Raw genomic sequence first — 15,311 nt, forward strand, 5'->3', positions numbered from 1 at the left:
GGGCGGTGGGCTAGCCGGCGTAGGTCTCGAACTCGGCGACCCGGGGGGTACCGGTCGAGTCGGTGATGTTGAAGGTGATCTTGCGCAGGGAGACGGGGGCGAAGGTGATGACGCCCGCGCCGCTGCCGGAGGCGAGCACGGCGCCAGTGTCGTGGTTCAGCACCTGCCAGGAGCCGATGGCTCCGGCGGCGCCGGACGCCTCCCGGATGTTGATCTTGGAGACGGTGGTGGCCGAGTCCCACTTGATCGAGATCGCGCCGGTCGGGCCGGCCGGCGACCAGTAGGTGCCCATGTCGCCGTCCCGCACGTTGCCGTAGCTCGTCCCGCTCGCCTTGCTGGAGCCGTCGGAGCCCGCCCCGATGCTGAGGTTGGTCCCGCTCGGCTGCGTCGGGGTCGGCGTCGGGTCGGTGGGCGTCGGCGTGGGATCGGTCGGGGTCGGGGTCGGGGTGGGCGTGGGGCTCTGCGCGGAGCAGTTGCCGTCCGACACCCGCAGGCCCTTGCCGGCGCCTGCCGTCTGGCCCACGATGTCCGGCACGCAGGCGGCGTCGTCGAGGCTGTAGGAGTAGGGGATGCTCACCGAGGTGTTGGACTGGGGGTCCGGCCCGGCGGGATGGTTCTCCTCACCGGGCTCGGTCCACGTCACGTTGTCGAAGATGTTGCCGCTGACCTGCCAGTACCCGAGGTCGTCGGTGTAGAAGGTGCCGAGGACGTCCTTGGAGTCCTCGAAGTAGTTGTTCTCGACCTTCACATGCGCCCCGACCCGCGAGTTGATGCCGGACTTGACGAGGCCCAGAAAGTGGTTGTCGTAGGTGTGGACGGTGCCGGCGCGCAGCAGCGGCGTCCGGGAGTCGATGTTCTGGTACAGGTTGTGGTGGAAGGTGACGAATCCGTTCCCGGTGTCGCTGTCGCTCGACCCGATGAGCCCGCCGCGCCCGGAGTTGCGCAGGATGCTGTAGGACAGCGTCACGTACCGGGTGCCGTCCTTCATGTCGAAGAGCGCGTCGAACCCCTCGTCCTCGCCGCCCGAGGCTTCGAGGGTGGCGTGGTCGACCCAGACGTTGTGGACGTCGCTCTCCATGCCGATGGCGTCGCCGCCGTTGGACGTGGGCGAGCCCGACTTCTTGACGTTCCGGACCGTCACGTTCTGGATGATGATGTTGCTCGCCTCGCGGATGTGGATGCCGAGCTGGTCGAACACCGCTCCACCGCCGACCCCGATGATCGTGACGTTGCTGATCTGCTTGAGCTCGATCCTGTCGTCGGCGGTGTTGCAGCTGTCTCCCGACACCTTGCTGGTGTTGCCGTGGTCGATCGTCCCCTCGACCTCGATGGTGATCGGGGTGCTGCTGCTGGCCCGGTTGCACAGCGCCGCGTGGATCGCGGTGCCCGTGGTGGCACGCACAGTTTGGCCGCCGGCGCCGCCGGTCGTCCCGCCGTTCTGGGTGGCGTAGCCGGTGGCGCCGCCGGCCGCCGCCGACACCTCGGGCGTCGACAGGACCGCGCCGGTGGCGGCCGCGAGGGCCGCAGCGCCCGCCGCCGCGGAGAGCCGCAGTGCGACTTGTCGTCTCATCCTTGCCTCTTCTCTCGTTCGCGCGCTGGGGGTCACGGGGTCGCGGTACTGCCGCCGAAGGTCACGACGAGGTGGCCGTCCGAGCCGAAGTACCAGCCGAGGGCGCCGGCGTAGGACGAGCACCGGGAGCCGTTCGAGCCGGTCCAGAACTGGTTGGAGCCGTCGGCGTCGCCGGCCGTCTTGTCGTTGGACCCGTCGCCGTCGAACCGGCAGGAGGTGTTGTCGCGGAACGTCGAGCCGCCTTCGTCGAAGGAGAAGTTGCGCTCGGCGTTGTCGATGCCGACGTTGTCCGAGATCGTCATCGAGCCGGGGTTGCTGTTGTAGGTGAACCCGTGGTGGCCGTTGCCCACCGCGAACGAGCGGCGGACGACGTGGCCGACGGGGATGTCCTCGCCGCCGAGCTTGTAGCCGTTGCGGTCGCCGCTCCCGGCCTGGCCGCCGTTGCTGAGCGTGCCGTTGCCGTAGGACAGCGAGTCCTCGATGGTCACCGCGCCGATGGGGCCGGTCTCGTCCTTGGTGTAGAGGTCCCAGCCGTCGTCGATGTTGTTGTGGGACACGTCGTAGCGGAACACGTTCCCGGGGCCGGAGGTCAGCTTGGCGGCGAAGCCGTCGGCGTCCTCGCCGTCGGAGTCGGCGTTGTCGTGCGACTCCGCGCTGAGGATGAGGTTGTTGGACGGCCACTGGCTCTCGGGCGTGTCGGACGCCATCCGGGACAGCTGCAGCCCCGTGTCGCGGTTGAACCGCGTCACCGTCCGCTCGATGACGTTGTCGCTGCCGCTGACGAAGATGCCGTTGTCGCCGGCGTACTCGACGACGATGCCGTACACGTGCCAGTACGACCCGTTCACGGCGAGCCCGCGGTTGGCGGAGTTCTCGCTCATCGCCGAGAAGTTCAGCACCGGGGTCTCGCCCGGGTAGGCGGACAGCTGCGTGCGGGCGCCGGACGTGCCGCTGTTGCCCTGCGGGATCGTGACCGTCTGCGAGTAGCGGTACGTCCCGCCGCGCATGGAGATCGTCCCGCCGGGGGCGACGCGGTCGATCGCAGAGGCGAGCGTGGTCGGGTCGGACTGGGTTCCGGACGCGCCGTCGGTGCCGTTCGGCGCCACGTACAGCGTGCCGGCATCGGTGGGAGGCGGTGTGTCGTCGCCGTCGGTCTCGACGTCGATGTAGTCGATGTTCGGCAGGCCGTTGCCGGTGGTGGCCGTGAACCGGACGGTGTTGGACCCCGCGTTCACCGGCACCGCGATCGCCGCCGTCGTCCAGGAGTCCCACGAGCCGGTGCCCGCGAACTGCGCCGTCGACACCGTCGAGCCGTTCACGGTGACGGTCGCGGGACGGGCGGTGCCGGTCCCGTTGGCGAAGCGGACGCTTAACGTCGCCGTGCCCGCGGCGGGGGCGGCCACGGTGAACTGCGCGTAGGCGCCGGTCTCGTTCTCGGTGTTGCAGAATCCGCCGCCGGAGTAGCCGGCGTGGTCGGAGTCGATGGTTCCGGAGCACACCGCCGGTGATTCGCCGGCCTCGTACCGGACGGTCGCGGCGTGCGCCGTGGTGCCGGACAGCGCGACCAGCGCGCCGGCCACCAGGCCGCCGCAGGCGATGACGGGTTTCATGGGCATTGCTGTCTCCAAGCTCGGCCGGCCCGGCCGACCGGAATTCGAGAAAAAGGGGCGGGGGGATGGCGCCGCGGTGATGGTCGGATCAGCCGCGCGTGCCGGCGCGTCGGATCGCTGCGGGAACTGTCGTCAATGGGGGCGGCCGGGCTCGCCGGCGGGGGAGCGGGCACATGGGAGCGGGCCCTTCTGTGGCGATCGCGGCTGCGCCGTTGCGGCCGCTCGATGGCGGGGGGAGCGAGCCGGACGTTCCGTTGTCCGGTGCTACAGAAAGCGCTTTCTGAAACGGTATGCGTTTAACCCTGGAACGTCAATGGCGTCGCCATTGTTTTCATGAGGTCCGGCGGTGTCGGATTGGCGCTGCCGTGTCGGCGAGCCAGGTGAACGCCGCGTCTTGCATGGCGCGGTCGAATTGGTGGGAGGTGTCGAAGAAAACGCCGGTGTAATGGCCGGGCGCATTCCGGTAGGCGGCGGTGATCTGGCGGTGGGCGCGGGCCGTGCCCGCGGCGGGGAAGAGCGGGTCGGCGGTGGCGTACAGGACCATCAGCGGGGCCGGGGCGCGGGCGGCGACCACGCCGGGCCAGTCCGCCAGGCGGGTCAGGCCCGGCGGGAACAGCATCCAGGAGTGCGCGGCCACGTGCTCGTCGCGGAAGTCCCGGAAGGAGGAGACCATCGCGGCCACGGCGACCGCGCCGATCCCGGGGTCGAGCGCGCCCAGCAGCGCGGCGCGCGCCCCGCCGCCGGACAGGCCGATCGCGGCGACCGACGCGATGTCGGGACGGGAGCGCAGGTACGCCGCCGCCGCGAGGTCCTCGGAGGCGAGCACGCCGGCGAACGAGGTGCCGAGCAGCGTGCAGGCCTTGGCCAGCACGTGCTCGTGGTCGCGGGCCGCCTCCTCGTAGCGGCCGGGGTCGCCGTCCGGCCCGGTCAGCGGGAAGCGGCGGCTGCCCCAGGCGAACACGTCGTGGGCCAGGACGGCGAAGCCCCGCCGCGCCAGCTCGCCCGCGTAGGCGCGCCCGCCGTAGAGGCGGTCGCGCAGCCGGGCGACCTCGGCGGTGGGCGGGTCCGGCCCGTCCGCGATCTTGTCCTTGCCCGCCCGCTTCATGCCCGCGTGGCAGTGCATCGCGAGCACGCCCGGCAGCGGGCCCGCGGCGCCGCGCGGGCGGAGCAGGTAGGCGCGGGTGCGCGGGCCGAACCCGACCGTCCAGGACAGCTCCTCCCCGGCGAGGCCGCTGTCCGTCCAGCGGCGCTCGACCCGGACGTCCGCGGCGCTCAGGCCGAGGACGCCCAGCGCGTCGCGCAGGCGTTCGGGCAGGTCCGGGCCCGGCGGGGGGAACAGGCCGCGCTCGCGCGCCGCGATCTCCGCCAGGCCCGAGAACGCGCCGAGCATCAGTCCGCCGCCCGGGTGCCGCCGGCGGTGAGCGCGACGGGGGCGCCGGTCGCCGCCGACCGGTTCGCGGACACGCCGATCATCACGCTCGCGACCCCCGCGCGGTATCCGGCCCGGCGGGCGAGCGGGTCCTCCGACGGCCCCCGGAACACGTCGTCGAGCAGCAGCGCGTCGCCGCCGCCGTGCGCGCCCGCGCCCCTCTCGATGGCGATCTCCTCCGGCCGCTGCCAGTGCCGGTGCAGGACGAGCCGCTCGGACGCGCCCTCGGCGTGCTCCTTCCCGGACGCGGTCGGGTCGATCGCCGCGTGCGGCGGCGTCCAGGCCCGCTCGACGACGTCGAGTTCCAGCCGTCCGGCGGTGCCGTTGATCACGGCCCGGTACCCCTCGGCGGGCGCGTGGGCGTTGAGGGAGTAGGTGAGCAGCGCGCCGCGCTCGTACCGGACGAGGACCGCCATGTTGTCGTCGATGGTGACGCCCTCGCCGAACACGTCCTGGTCGCGGATGTAGCCGTCCTCGTGCTCGGCGTCCAGGTAGAGGCGCTGCAGGCGGGGATCGGCGGACATGTCCAGCAGGAACGGGTCCGTGCCGAGCCCCGGCGCGCGGTGCGCCCGGCCGGGGCGGTCGGCGAGGCCCCGCGCGCGGGCGTTGCCGGCGCCGTAGAAGCGCAGCGACGTCTGCGCGTAGACGGACGCGGCGGCGTCGGCGATCCACCAGTTGACCAGGTCGAAGTGGTGGGTGGCCTTGTGCACGAGGAGGCCGCCCGAGTTCGCCCGGTCCCGGTGCCAGCGGCGGAAGTAGTCGGCGCCGTGGATGGTGTCGAGCGACCACCCGAAGTGCACCGAGGTGACCTCGCCGATCGCGCCGGCGGCGATGAGGCGCCGGACGGCGCTGTTGCGCGGGGAGTAGCGGTAGTTGAAGGTGACGATGAGCCTGCCGGTGCTCCGCTCGGCGGCCGCGGCGATGGCCGCGCAGTCCTCGGCGGTGGTGCACAGCGGCTTCTCGACGACGACGTCCTTGCCGGCGTCGAGGGCGGCGACGACGTAGCGGGCGTGGGCGGCGTCGACGGTGGCGACCACGACGGCGTCGGCGCGGCCGAGCATCGCGCCGAAGTCGCCGGGCGCGAAGCACGGCACGTCGCGGCCGATGCGGTCGAGGTAGTAGCCGAGGCGCGTCCGGTTGGGGTCGCAGAGGGCGGTGATCTCGCCGGTGTCGCTCCAGCCGCCGAGCAGCGCGTCGACGTACATCTGCGCCCGGTGGCCGAGCCCGACGAAGGCGTATCGCATGGTGCGGGAACTCCAGGGAGCGGGGGTGGCGCCGTGCGGCCCGGCCTGTTCACGGGCCGCACGGCTCGTCATCGGGTCGTCCCCGCGGGGACGTCCCCCTACTGGGACAGGGCGTTGTTCGCCTCGGTCAGGAAGGTCTTGGCCGCCTGGTCCGGCGACGCCTTGCCGAACAGCACCGAGTCGGTGGCGCGCTTGAGGATGTCCTCCATCTCCATCGCGCCCTTCGGCGGGATGGAGATCGGGCTGAGGTCGCCCTTGATCGCGTCCATGAAGGCCAGCACCTTCTGGTCGGCCGGGGACAGCTTGTCCTTGATCGCGGTGACGACCTTCGCGTTGGTGGGCAGCCCGCGGTCGCTGAGCAGGATCGCGCCCGCCTCCGGGTCGTTCACCAGGAAGTCGACGAACTTCCCGGCGGCGGCGGCCTCCTCGCTCTTGGACGAGATCGTGTAGTACATCGCCGGCTGCAGGAACATGCCGGACGTCGTCGCGCCGGGCGCCTTCGGCATGCGCAGCAGGTCCAGCTCCTGGCCGGACCCCTTGGTCAGGGTGTCCAGCTGGTTGCTCCACCAGATGCCGAACGCGCTCTTGTTGGTGCCGATCAGCGCCTGGTCGGGCTTGGTGCCGGTCTCCAGCATCTCGTCGGCGCCGGGGCCCGCCTTGGTGTCGATGATCTTCTTGATCAGCGCCCACCAGTCCTTGATCGTCTGCTCCGACAGGGCGACCTTGCCGTTCGCGTAGTACTGCTCGCCGCGCTGGGCGGCGAAGATCTGCAGGAACGCCGGGTTCTCGTTGTACTCGGTGCCCCAGACGTCGCCGCCGCTCTCCTCGGTCACCTTCTGGGCCATCGCGATGTAGTCGTCCCAGGTCCAGGTCTTGTCGTCGGGGACCTTCTGCCCGTACTTCTCCAGCGTCTTCTCGTTGACGACCATCGGGAACGCGTTGACGCCGGTCGGGATCGCGTACTGCTTGCCGCCGACCTGCCCGGCCTTGAGGACGTCCTGGTCGAGGCCGGCGGTGTCCACCTTGCCGTTCAGCTCGGCGAGGACGCCGCGCCCGGCGTACTCCGCGAGGCCGCGGATCTCGATCGACATGACGTCCGGGGCGTCGCCGGCCGCGGTCTTGGTGGCCAGCTTCTCGTAGTAGCTGTCCCAGTCGGAGAAGTCGCCCTCGACGTCGATCGCGGGGTTCTTCTTCTCGAACGCCGCGATGGCCGACTCGGTCAGCTTCTGCCGCGAGTCGCTTCCCCAGTAGGAGAAGACGATCTTGGTCTTGCCGCCGGAATCGCCGTCGCCGCCGCTGCCGCACGCGGTCGCCGACAAGGCGATCGCGGTCACGGCGGCGGCCGCCAGGATGCGCTTCATTTCTGCTGTACCTCCGGGGGGAAGGGAAGGTGTGAAGGGGCTATTTGAGGCCGGTGGTCGCCATTCCTCGGACGAGGTATTTCTGGCCGGCCAGGAAGAAGCCGAAGATCGGGCCGAGCGAGATGATCGACATCGCGAACATCGGCCCCCAGGAGGAGTCGCCGCTGGAGTCCAGGAACTGGCGCAGCGCGACCGGGGCCGTGAGGTTGTCGGAGTTGGTCAGGTAGAGGTTCTGGGTGAAGAAGTCGTTCCACGTCCAGATGAAGGTGAAGATCGCCGTGGTGGCCAGCGCGGGGACGCACAGCGGCATCACCACCTGCAGGAACGTGCGGAAGTGCCCGGCGCCGTCGATCGCCGCCGCCTCGTCCAGCTCCCGGGGGAGGGTGCGGATGAACTGCACCATCAGGAAGATGAAGAACGCGTCGGTGGCGAGGAACTTGGGCACGATGATCGGCCAGATCGTGTTGATCCAGTCGATCTTGCTGAACGCGATGTACTGCGGCACGACCGTCACGTGGTGCGGCAGCATGATCGAGACCAGCATGATCGCGAACCAGAGCCTCTTGAGCGGGAACTCCAGCCGCGCGAACGCGTAGGCCGCCAGCGAGCAGGCGAGCAGGTTGCCGACCACCGCGAGCGAGGTGATGACCGCCGAGTTCCACAGGTAGTAGCCGAAGGAGTGCTTGAGCGCGCCCCAGCCGTCGGCGTAGTTGCGGCCGGTCACCTCGCCGGGGATCAGGCCCGGCTCGCGGAAGATCACGTCCTCGGGCTTCAGCGAGCTGGAGATCATCCAGAGCAGCGGGTAGAGCATGAACAGCCCGAACGCGATCAGCAGCAGGTGCTTGGTCAGCCGGGAGGCGGGCCGGAACAGGACCGGGATACGGCCGCTCGGCGGGCGCCTAGTTGTCGTCGCCATAGAAGACCCAGAATCGAGACATGAGGAAGTTGACGGCGGTCAGGGCCCCGATGATGAGGAGCAGCACCCACGCCATGGCGGCCGCGTATCCCATCTCGTAGTTCTTGAAGCCCTTGATGTAGAGGTAGAGCGTGTAGAAGAGCGTCGAGTCGACCGGTCCGCCGTTGCCGCCGCTGACCACGAACGACTGCGTGAACGACTGGAACGACTTGATGACCTCCAGCACGGCGTTGAAGAAGATGATCGGCGTGAGCAGCGGCAGCGTGATCGAGCGGAACTGCCGCAGCCGGCCGGCGCCGTCCACCCGGGCCGCCTCGTAGAGGTTCTGCGGGATCTGCCGCAGCCCGGCCAGGAAGATGACCATCGGGGCGCCGAACGTCCAGACGTGCAGGATGATCAGCGTCCACAGCGCGGTGTCCGGGCTGGTCACCCACCCCTGGCCCGTGTAGCCGAACCAGCCGAGGAAGGTGTTGACGATCCCGTCGACCCCGAAGATCTTCCGCCACAGGATCGAGATCGCCACGCTGCCGCCGAGCAGCGAGGGCAGGTAGAAGACCGACCGGTAGAACGACAGCCCGCGCAGCCCCTTGTCCAGCGCCAGCGCCAGCCCGAGGGCGAAGGCCAGCTGGAGCGGGACGGACACGAAGACGTAGGTGGTCGTGACCTTGAGCGAGTTCATGTACCGGTTGTCGGCCGTGAACAGCCTGTCGTAGTTGTCCATGCCGACCCAGTGGGCCGGCGCCAGCAGGCTGTAGTCGGTGAACGACAGGTACAGCGAGGCGATCATCGGGCCGAGCGTGATGACGAACAGTCCGATGAACCAGGGGGCCAGGAACAGGTAGGCGGCCCATGCCTGCGAGCGGGCGCGGGAACTCGTGCGGCGTCCGGGGCGGTGCCGGAGACGGCGTCGTGCGGGCGCCTTCGCCGGGGGCGTGACCGGGGGTCCGGCCGCCCCCGGTGCCGTCTCGGCCGCGGCGGGCCTCAGCGTCATCACTGGCCCTTCGATGAGTCGGAGGTGGTTGAGATAGCGCTTTCTTAGCGCGAAGCCAGAGATGACGTCAACCCTTTGCAGTGAGATTCCTCACTGCTCATCGTGGACCGTTTTCCTATAAACCCAGGTCAACGCAGTAGTCGAGGACGGAGCGTCGCCTAACGATCTCCGTCCTCGTCTGCTTGTTACTACAACCGTTTGCAGTCGGTCATGCGATGCCGAAGCGGTAGCCGGTGGTCGAGACGCGCTCCTCGCCGGGCCGCAGAACGGGGGAGGGGAACGCCGGCCGGTTCGGCGCGTCGGGGAAGTGCTGCGTCTCCAGGCACAGGCCCGCGAACGGGCCGTAGGGGGTGCCGTCGCCGCCCAGCATGTGCCCGGTGTAGAACTGCACGCCCGGTTCGGTGGTGGTGACCTCCATCCAGCGCCCGCTGACCGGATCGGTGACGGCCGCCCGCCCCTGGAGGACGTAGCAGTGGTCGTAGCGGCCGCCGAGCCGCGCGTCGACCCGGCTGGGGGCGGTGAAGTCGAACGGCGTCCCGGCGACCGGCGCCAGCTCGCCCGTGGGGATCTTCCCCTCGTCCACCGGCAGGTAGCGGTCGGCCTCCAGCGTCACCACGTGGCCTCGCACGTCGCCGCCGCCCGCCAGGTTGAAGTAGGAGTGGTTGGTCAGGTTGACGACGGTGGGCGCGTCGGTCGTGACCCGGTACTCCAGCCGCAGGGTGTCGCCGTCCAGGACGTACCGGACCCGGGCCGTCAGCTCCCCGGGGTAGCCCTCCTCGCCGTCCGGGCTCACCAGGCCGAGCAGCAGCTCCGCCGGGCCCGCCGACTCGACCTGCCACACCCGCTTGTCGAAGCCGCGGACGCCGCCGTGCAGGCTGTTCTCGCCGTCGTTGACCGGGAGCCGGTACTCGGTGCCGTCGAGGGTGAACCTGCCGCGGGCGATGCGGTTGCCGTACCGGCCGACGACCGCGCCGAAGTACCGGCTGCGGAGGAGGTAGTCCTCCAGGGTGCCGAGGCCGAGGACGACGTCGGTGCCGTCGGCCACCTCCAGCCGCTGGACGGTCGCGCCGTACGTCAGGACGGCGACGCGCAGCCGCCCGTTGTCGAGGACGTGCCGTTCGACCTTCTCGCCGTCGGGCGTGACGCCGAAGGCGGTGCCGTGATCTGTCATGGGAGTCCTTTCGGGGGAGCGGTGGACTCGCGGACCACCAGGTGCGTTTCCAGGACGGTGGCCGCGCTCATCGACGTGATGAGCAGGTCGACGGCCATGCGCCCGGCGTCCGCCGTGGGCATGGCGACCGTGGTGAGCTTGGGCCGGTACAGGCGCCCGGTGATGCTGCCGTCGATGCCGATCACGCTGATGTCGCCGGGGACGCCGACGCCGAGCTCGTCGAGGCCCTCGATGAGGCCGATGGCGACGAGGTCGTTGTAGGCGAGCACGCCGGTCACCCCGGCCGCCGCGACCTCGGCGGCGATGCCGAGGCCGCCCTCCTCGGTGGGCGCGTTCGGGCCGATGACGACCGTGTCGAGGCCGGGCACGTCCGCGACGGCCTTGCGGATCTCGCCGCTGGTCCACGAGCCGGCCGGCCCCGACACGAGCGCGACGCGCCGGTGGCCGAGCCCGGCGAGGTGCTCCATCGCGGTGCGGGCGCCGCGGGCGACGTCCATGACGACGGTCGTCACCCCGCGCAGCCGCCGGTTGACCAGGACGAACGGGATCGTCTCGACCAGCTTCTCCAGCGCCTTGTTCGAGGAGCGGGGGCTGCACAGCACGATGCCGTCGACCTGCTTGGAGAAGGCGAGGACCAGCTCCTCCTCCTTGGCCGGGTCCTCGTCGGTGTCGGCGACGAACAGGTGGTAGTCCCGGGCGCGGGCCGCGGCCTGCGCGGCCTTGATCAGCGGCGGGAAGAACGGGTTCGCGAGGTCGGCCACGATCAGCCCGAGGTTGTTGGTGCGGCCCGTGGTGAGCGAGCGGGCCGCCCGGTTGGGCCGGTAGCCGAGCGACTCGGCGACCGCCAGCACCCGGGTCCGCGTTTCGGCGTTCACCATGTGCGGCGCGGAGAAGGTTCGCGAAACCGTCGATACGTGCACGCCGCACGCGTGCGCCACGTCCCGGATAGTCACTGCCATGGCCTCTAGCTTAACGCAACCGTTTGCACGTTCGTAATGATCGCTCTCACTGTTTCTGCTGGTCGTGCACTGTTCACTTGACGTGCCGGTGATATCGGCGCGATGGTTACTGCAACTGGTTGCAGCGAGTTGAGGAGTCCATGCGGTGAGCAGAGTGCTCGTCACCGGAAGCGCGGGCCGGCTGGGCCGCAGCGTCGTCACCACGCTGGCGGCGGCCGGCCACGAGGTGATCGGCGTCGACAGCGCCCCCGGCACGCCGGGGGAGGCCGCCGCGGAGCTGCCCGCCGATCTCACCGATCTGGGCGAGGCCCATTCGGTGGTCACCCGGTTCCGGCCGGACGCGGTGGTCCATCTCGCCGCCATCGCGGTGCCCTTCGGCCGGACGGACGCCACGACGTTCCGGGTCAACACCCAGCTGGCGTTCAACGTCTGCGCGGCCGCGGTGGCGCTGGAGGTGCCCGAGCTGGTCGTCGCGAGCAGCCCGACGGTGATGGGCTACGGCGCGCCGGGCGGCTGGACGCCCGAGTACCTGCCGCTGGACGAGGAGCACCCGCCGCGTCCCTGGAACGTCTACAGCCTGTCGAAGCTGGTCGCCGAGCAGACCATGGAGACGTTCGCCCGCACGGCCGCGGCCACGCGGATGGCCGCGTTCCGCCCCTGCTTCGTCATCGCGCCCGAGGAGTGGGAGGGCGCCCCGACCCAGTCCGGGCACACCCTCCGCGAGCGGCTGGACCGGCCCGAGATCGGCAGCGTCTCGCTGTTCAACTACCTCGACGCCCGCGACGCCGGCGAGTTCATCGGCGCCCTCCTCGCGCAGCTGCCGGGGCTGGAGCGCAACGGCGAGGTGTTCTTCGCCGGGGCCGGCGACGCGCTGGCCCGCGAGCCGCTGGCCGAGCTGCTGCCCCGCTTCTTCCCCGCGACGCGGGAGGCCGCCGCCGCGCTCGCCGGCACGTCCCCCGCGTTCTCCTCCGCCAAGGCCGAGCGGCTGCTCGGCTGGACCGCCAAGCGCAGCTGGCGCACCGAACTCGCCTGAAGGGGCCTCGACGTGATCAAGGATCTGTCGGTCGAGCCGCGGTCGGTGCCGCTGGCCCGGCCCTGGGGCGCGGACGTGCCCTGCAACCACGTCCTGCTCGTCACGCTCACGCTGGACGACGGACGCTCGGGGACCGGGATCTCCTGGACCCCGCAGATCGGGGCGCACGCCGTCAAGGCGCTGCTGGAGCACGACGTCCGCGACGCGGTGATCGGGCTTCCGGCGCACCCCGGCGTCGTGTGGGACAGGCTGTCCGCCCGTCTCGGCGAGGCGGGACGGTCCGGGATCGTCCCGATCGCGATGGCCGGCGTCGATCTCGCGCTGTGGGACCTGGAGTGCGGCGGCCGGTCCCTGGTGGACGTCCTCGGGGCGCGCCGCGACAGCGTCCCGGTGTACGGCAGCGGCATCAACCGCCACTACCCGCCGGACGAGCTGACCGCGCAGGCCGCGCGCTGGGCCGCCGCCGGGTACCCCGCCGTCAAGATCAAGGTCGGGCGGCCCTCGCTCGCCGAGGACGTCGCGCGCGTCGCCGCCGTCCGGGAGGTCGTCGGCCCGGACACCGCGCTGATGGTCGACGCCAACCAGCTGTGGGACCTGCACCGGGCCAGGGTCGCGCTGCGTGCGCTGGAGCGGTTCGACCTGTTCTGGGTCGAGGAGCCGCTGCCAGCCGACGACCTCGCCGCGCACGTGGAGCTGCGGCGGAGCACCGGCACGCCGATCGCGGTCGGCGAGAACGTCGCCACCGCCCACGGGTTCCGCGACCTGCTGACCGCCGGGGCCTGCGACGTCGTCCAGCCGAACGTGGTCCGGGTCGGCGGGATCACCCCGTTCCTGCGCATCGCCGAGCTCGCCCGGGTGTTCGACGTGCCGGTGCACCCGCACCTGATGACCGAGCTGTCGGGCCAGCTCGCCCTCGCCCTGCACCATCCCGCGATGGTGGAGGTCCCCGAGGATGCCACGCTCACCGACCTCGGGCTGCTCGCCGACCCGTCCCCGGTGGAGATCACCGGTACCGAGCTGCGCGCAACGGGCGCGCCGACGCGCTGGTCGAAGGGATGAGCGGGATGAGACCGGTGAAGGTCGTCGTCGCCGGGGCCAACGGCTACGGGCGCCACCATCTGCAGAACGTCCGGCGGCTCGCGGCGGCGGGCCGGGCGGAGCTGGCCGGGGTGTGCGACATCCGGCCGCCGGCCGGGCTGGACGTGCCCGTCTCGGCGGACCTGGCCGCGCTGGTCGGGGAGACCGGGGCCGAGGTCGCGGTGGTCGCCACCCCGATCCACACGCACGCGCCGCTGGCCGCGGCCGCGCTGCGCGCCGGGGCGCACGTGCTGCTGGAGAAGCCGCCCGCGCCGTCGGTCGGGGAGTTCGAGACGATCTCCGCGGCGGTGGCCGAGACGGGCCTCTCCTGCCAGGTCGGCTTCCAGTCGCTCGGCTCGGACGCGATCGCGGCCGCGCGGGAGGTGCTCGGCGAGCCGGTCCGCGCCATCGGGGTGGCCGGGGCGTGGACCCGCCCGCTCGCCTACTACACCCGCTCGGCCTGGGCGGGCCGCCGCCGGCTGGACGGCGTCGACGTCATGGACGGGGCCCTCACCAACCCCTTCGCCCACGCGGTGGCGTCCGCCCTGGCGGTCGCCGGCGCGGACACGGTCGACTCGGTCGGCGGCATCGAGCTGGAGCTGTACCGCGCCAACGCGATCGAGTCCGACGACACCTCCAGCGCCCGGCTCCGGCTGGCCGACGGGACGGTCATCGCGATCACCGTCTCGCTCTGCTCCGGCCGGCGCACCGAGCCGTACCTGCACCTGCACGGCGAGACCCGCTCGGCCCGGCTGTTCTACACCCTCGACGAGATCGAGGCCGGCGGCGTCAGGACCGGCTTCGCCCGGACCGACCTGCTCGGCAACCTGATCGCGCACATCCGCGACGGCGCGGACCTGCTGGTGCCGCTCGCCCGCACGGGCGGCTTCACCCGGCTGCTCGACGCGATCCGGCGCGCCCCCGAACCGCGCCCGGTCGGGGGGCGGTACGTCCGGGCCGAGCCGTCCCGGCTGGTGCTGCCCGGCATCGAGGGCCTGGCCGTCCGCGCGGCGGAGGACCTCGCGACCCTCTCCGAACTGGGCTTCCCCGGCAGCCTCGGCTCGGTCGCGAGGCCGTGGCCGGAGACGGTGCTGAGGGTCGGCGCGCGGGAGGTGGCCTCCTACGTCCAGCGCGGGGACCTGCAGGCCGCCGATGCTCCGCGGCCCCACCTGCACCCCGTCCGGACCCTCGGCGGGACGGTCGTCACCGAGACCCGGCCGGACGACCACGTCCACCACCTCGGGGCGGGCGTCGCGATCTCCGACGTCGACGGGGCCAACTTCTGGGGCGGCTCCACCTACGTCCCCGGCGAGGGCCCGAAGATCCTCCCCAATCACGGGCGGCAGCGGCGGCGCACGCTTCGCCCCATCGACGGCGGCCATGCGGAGAGCCTCGACTGGGTCGGCCCGGACGGCACCGTCCTGGCCGCCGAGGAACGCACCCTCACCGCCCGTCCCGTCGCCGGTGCGTGGGCGCTGGACTTCGCGTTCACGCTGGCCGGCCGCACGGGGAAGCCGCTCGTCCTGCGGAGTTCCGCCTGCAAGGGCCGGGCGGGCGCGGGCTACGGCGGGTTCTTCTGGCGGGCGCCCAAGGACTCCGCCGGCCTGGCCGTCTTCACCGCCGAGGCGTCCGGGGAAGAGGCCGTGCACGGCAGCGTCACGCCGTGGCTGGCGCTGACCTCGGACGCGTGGAGCCTGCTGTTCGTCCAGACCACCGGGCTCGACCCCTGGTTCGTCCGGGTCGCCGAGTACCCGGGCGTCGGCCCGGCACTGGCCTGGGACGAGCCGCTGGCCGTCCCCGACCGTGTGGACCGGGCGATCACCGTGGTGGTCGCCGACGGACGCCTCGCCCCCGGCCGGGCCCGCGACCTCGCCGCCGAGGCGGGGACGGCCGCCATGCGCGAGGAGAACCCTGGCACCTTCCGCGCCGGGTGAACGGCGCCCTCGCCCT

At 71.6% G+C, this 15,311-nt stretch carries 12 protein-coding genes; 3 read left to right on the forward strand and 9 right to left on the reverse strand.

Going from position 1 to position 15,311, the window contains the following annotated elements; genetic code table 11:
- Positions 1-10: 10 nt before the first annotated feature.
- The 9 genes from ABFX46_RS33065 to ABFX46_RS33105 form a co-directional block, all read right to left on the reverse strand.
- Entirely contained in the window at positions 11-1,570 is a 1,560-nt protein-coding gene (locus ABFX46_RS33065; protein ID WP_346047850.1) for a pectate lyase family protein, read from the reverse strand.
- 32 nt (positions 1,571-1,602) lie between these two features.
- The gene (locus tag ABFX46_RS33070; RefSeq protein WP_346047851.1) at positions 1,603-3,186 is read right to left on the reverse strand and encodes a carbohydrate-binding protein; all 1,584 of its coding nucleotides are present in this window, start codon (positions 3,184-3,186) and stop codon (positions 1,603-1,605) included.
- A 325-nt stretch (positions 3,187-3,511) separates the two neighbouring features.
- The gene (locus ABFX46_RS33075; protein WP_346047852.1) at positions 3,512-4,570 is read right to left on the reverse strand and encodes a dienelactone hydrolase family protein; all 1,059 of its coding nucleotides are present in this window, start codon (positions 4,568-4,570) and stop codon (positions 3,512-3,514) included.
- Positions 4,570-5,925 (reverse strand): Gfo/Idh/MocA family protein, encoded by a 1,356-nt coding sequence (locus tag ABFX46_RS33080; RefSeq protein WP_346047853.1) that lies wholly within the window; start codon positions 5,923-5,925, stop codon positions 4,570-4,572. The genes ABFX46_RS33075 and ABFX46_RS33080 overlap by 1 nt, the downstream gene beginning before the upstream one ends.
- Positions 5,926-5,951: 26 nt before the next feature.
- Positions 5,952-7,214 carry an ABC transporter substrate-binding protein gene (locus ABFX46_RS33085; RefSeq protein WP_346047854.1) on the reverse strand — a complete coding sequence of 421 codons (1,263 nt, stop codon included), beginning with the start codon at positions 7,212-7,214 and terminating at the stop codon, positions 5,952-5,954.
- 40 nt (positions 7,215-7,254) lie between these two features.
- The gene (locus ABFX46_RS33090) at positions 7,255-8,130 is read right to left on the reverse strand and encodes a carbohydrate ABC transporter permease (RefSeq protein ID WP_428831334.1); all 876 of its coding nucleotides are present in this window, start codon (positions 8,128-8,130) and stop codon (positions 7,255-7,257) included.
- Complete coding sequence (locus tag ABFX46_RS33095) at positions 8,114-9,121, reverse strand: carbohydrate ABC transporter permease (RefSeq protein ID WP_346047855.1); 1,008 nt, start codon at positions 9,119-9,121, stop codon at positions 8,114-8,116. The genes ABFX46_RS33090 and ABFX46_RS33095 overlap by 17 nt, the downstream gene beginning before the upstream one ends.
- A gap of 208 nt (positions 9,122-9,329) precedes the next feature.
- Positions 9,330-10,292 carry an aldose epimerase family protein gene (locus ABFX46_RS33100; protein WP_346047856.1) on the reverse strand — a complete coding sequence of 321 codons (963 nt, stop codon included), beginning with the start codon at positions 10,290-10,292 and terminating at the stop codon, positions 9,330-9,332.
- On the reverse strand, positions 10,289-11,251 hold the full coding sequence (locus ABFX46_RS33105; RefSeq protein WP_346047857.1) for a LacI family DNA-binding transcriptional regulator: 963 nt from the start codon (positions 11,249-11,251) through the stop codon (positions 10,289-10,291). Before ABFX46_RS33105 ends, ABFX46_RS33100 begins: the two co-directional genes overlap by 4 nt.
- Positions 11,252-11,396: 145 nt before the next feature.
- Between ABFX46_RS33105 and ABFX46_RS33110 the strand changes: the two genes are divergently transcribed.
- From ABFX46_RS33110 to ABFX46_RS33120, 3 genes are read left to right on the forward strand one after another with little or no spacing between them, the layout of a single operon-like run.
- Complete coding sequence (locus ABFX46_RS33110) at positions 11,397-12,284, forward strand: NAD-dependent epimerase/dehydratase family protein (protein ID WP_346047858.1); 888 nt, start codon at positions 11,397-11,399, stop codon at positions 12,282-12,284.
- Between the two features lie 12 nt (positions 12,285-12,296).
- Positions 12,297-13,343 (forward strand): mandelate racemase/muconate lactonizing enzyme family protein, encoded by a 1,047-nt coding sequence (locus tag ABFX46_RS33115; RefSeq protein WP_346047859.1) that lies wholly within the window; start codon positions 12,297-12,299, stop codon positions 13,341-13,343.
- A 5-nt stretch (positions 13,344-13,348) separates the two neighbouring features.
- Positions 13,349-15,295 carry a DUF6807 family protein gene (locus ABFX46_RS33120; protein ID WP_346047861.1) on the forward strand — a complete coding sequence of 649 codons (1,947 nt, stop codon included), beginning with the start codon at positions 13,349-13,351 and terminating at the stop codon, positions 15,293-15,295.
- Positions 15,296-15,311: the final 16 nt, after the last annotated feature.

The sequence above is a fragment of the Actinomadura chokoriensis genome, assembly GCF_039529475.1.
Classification (GTDB): domain Bacteria; phylum Actinomycetota; class Actinomycetes; order Streptosporangiales; family Streptosporangiaceae; genus Spirillospora; species Spirillospora bangladeshensis.

What these genes read in the sequence shown, in the direction of transcription:
- ABFX46_RS33085 (WP_346047854.1), bottom strand. Translation starts at nt 7,214, where the DNA reads ATGAAGCGCATCCTGGCGGCCGCCGCCGTGACCGCGATCGCCTTGTCG.
- ABFX46_RS33070 (WP_346047851.1), bottom strand. Translation starts at nt 3,186, where the DNA reads ATGCCCATGAAACCCGTCATCGCCTGCGGCGGCCTGGTGGCCGGCGCG.
- ABFX46_RS33120 (WP_346047861.1), top strand. Translation starts at nt 13,349, where the DNA reads ATGAGACCGGTGAAGGTCGTCGTCGCCGGGGCCAACGGCTACGGGCGC.
- ABFX46_RS33100 (WP_346047856.1), bottom strand. Translation starts at nt 10,292, where the DNA reads ATGACAGATCACGGCACCGCCTTCGGCGTCACGCCCGACGGCGAGAAG.
- ABFX46_RS33065 (WP_346047850.1), bottom strand. Translation starts at nt 1,570, where the DNA reads ATGAGACGACAAGTCGCACTGCGGCTCTCCGCGGCGGCGGGCGCTGCG.
- ABFX46_RS33075 (WP_346047852.1), bottom strand. Translation starts at nt 4,570, where the DNA reads ATGCTCGGCGCGTTCTCGGGCCTGGCGGAGATCGCGGCGCGCGAGCGC.
- ABFX46_RS33080 (WP_346047853.1), bottom strand. Translation starts at nt 5,925, where the DNA reads ATGACGAGCCGTGCGGCCCGTGAACAGGCCGGGCCGCACGGCGCCACC.
- ABFX46_RS33095 (WP_346047855.1), bottom strand. Translation starts at nt 9,121, where the DNA reads ATGACGCTGAGGCCCGCCGCGGCCGAGACGGCACCGGGGGCGGCCGGA.
- ABFX46_RS33090 (WP_428831334.1), bottom strand. Translation starts at nt 8,130, where the DNA reads ATGGCGACGACAACTAGGCGCCCGCCGAGCGGCCGTATCCCGGTCCTG.
- ABFX46_RS33105 (WP_346047857.1), bottom strand. Translation starts at nt 11,251, where the DNA reads ATGGCAGTGACTATCCGGGACGTGGCGCACGCGTGCGGCGTGCACGTA.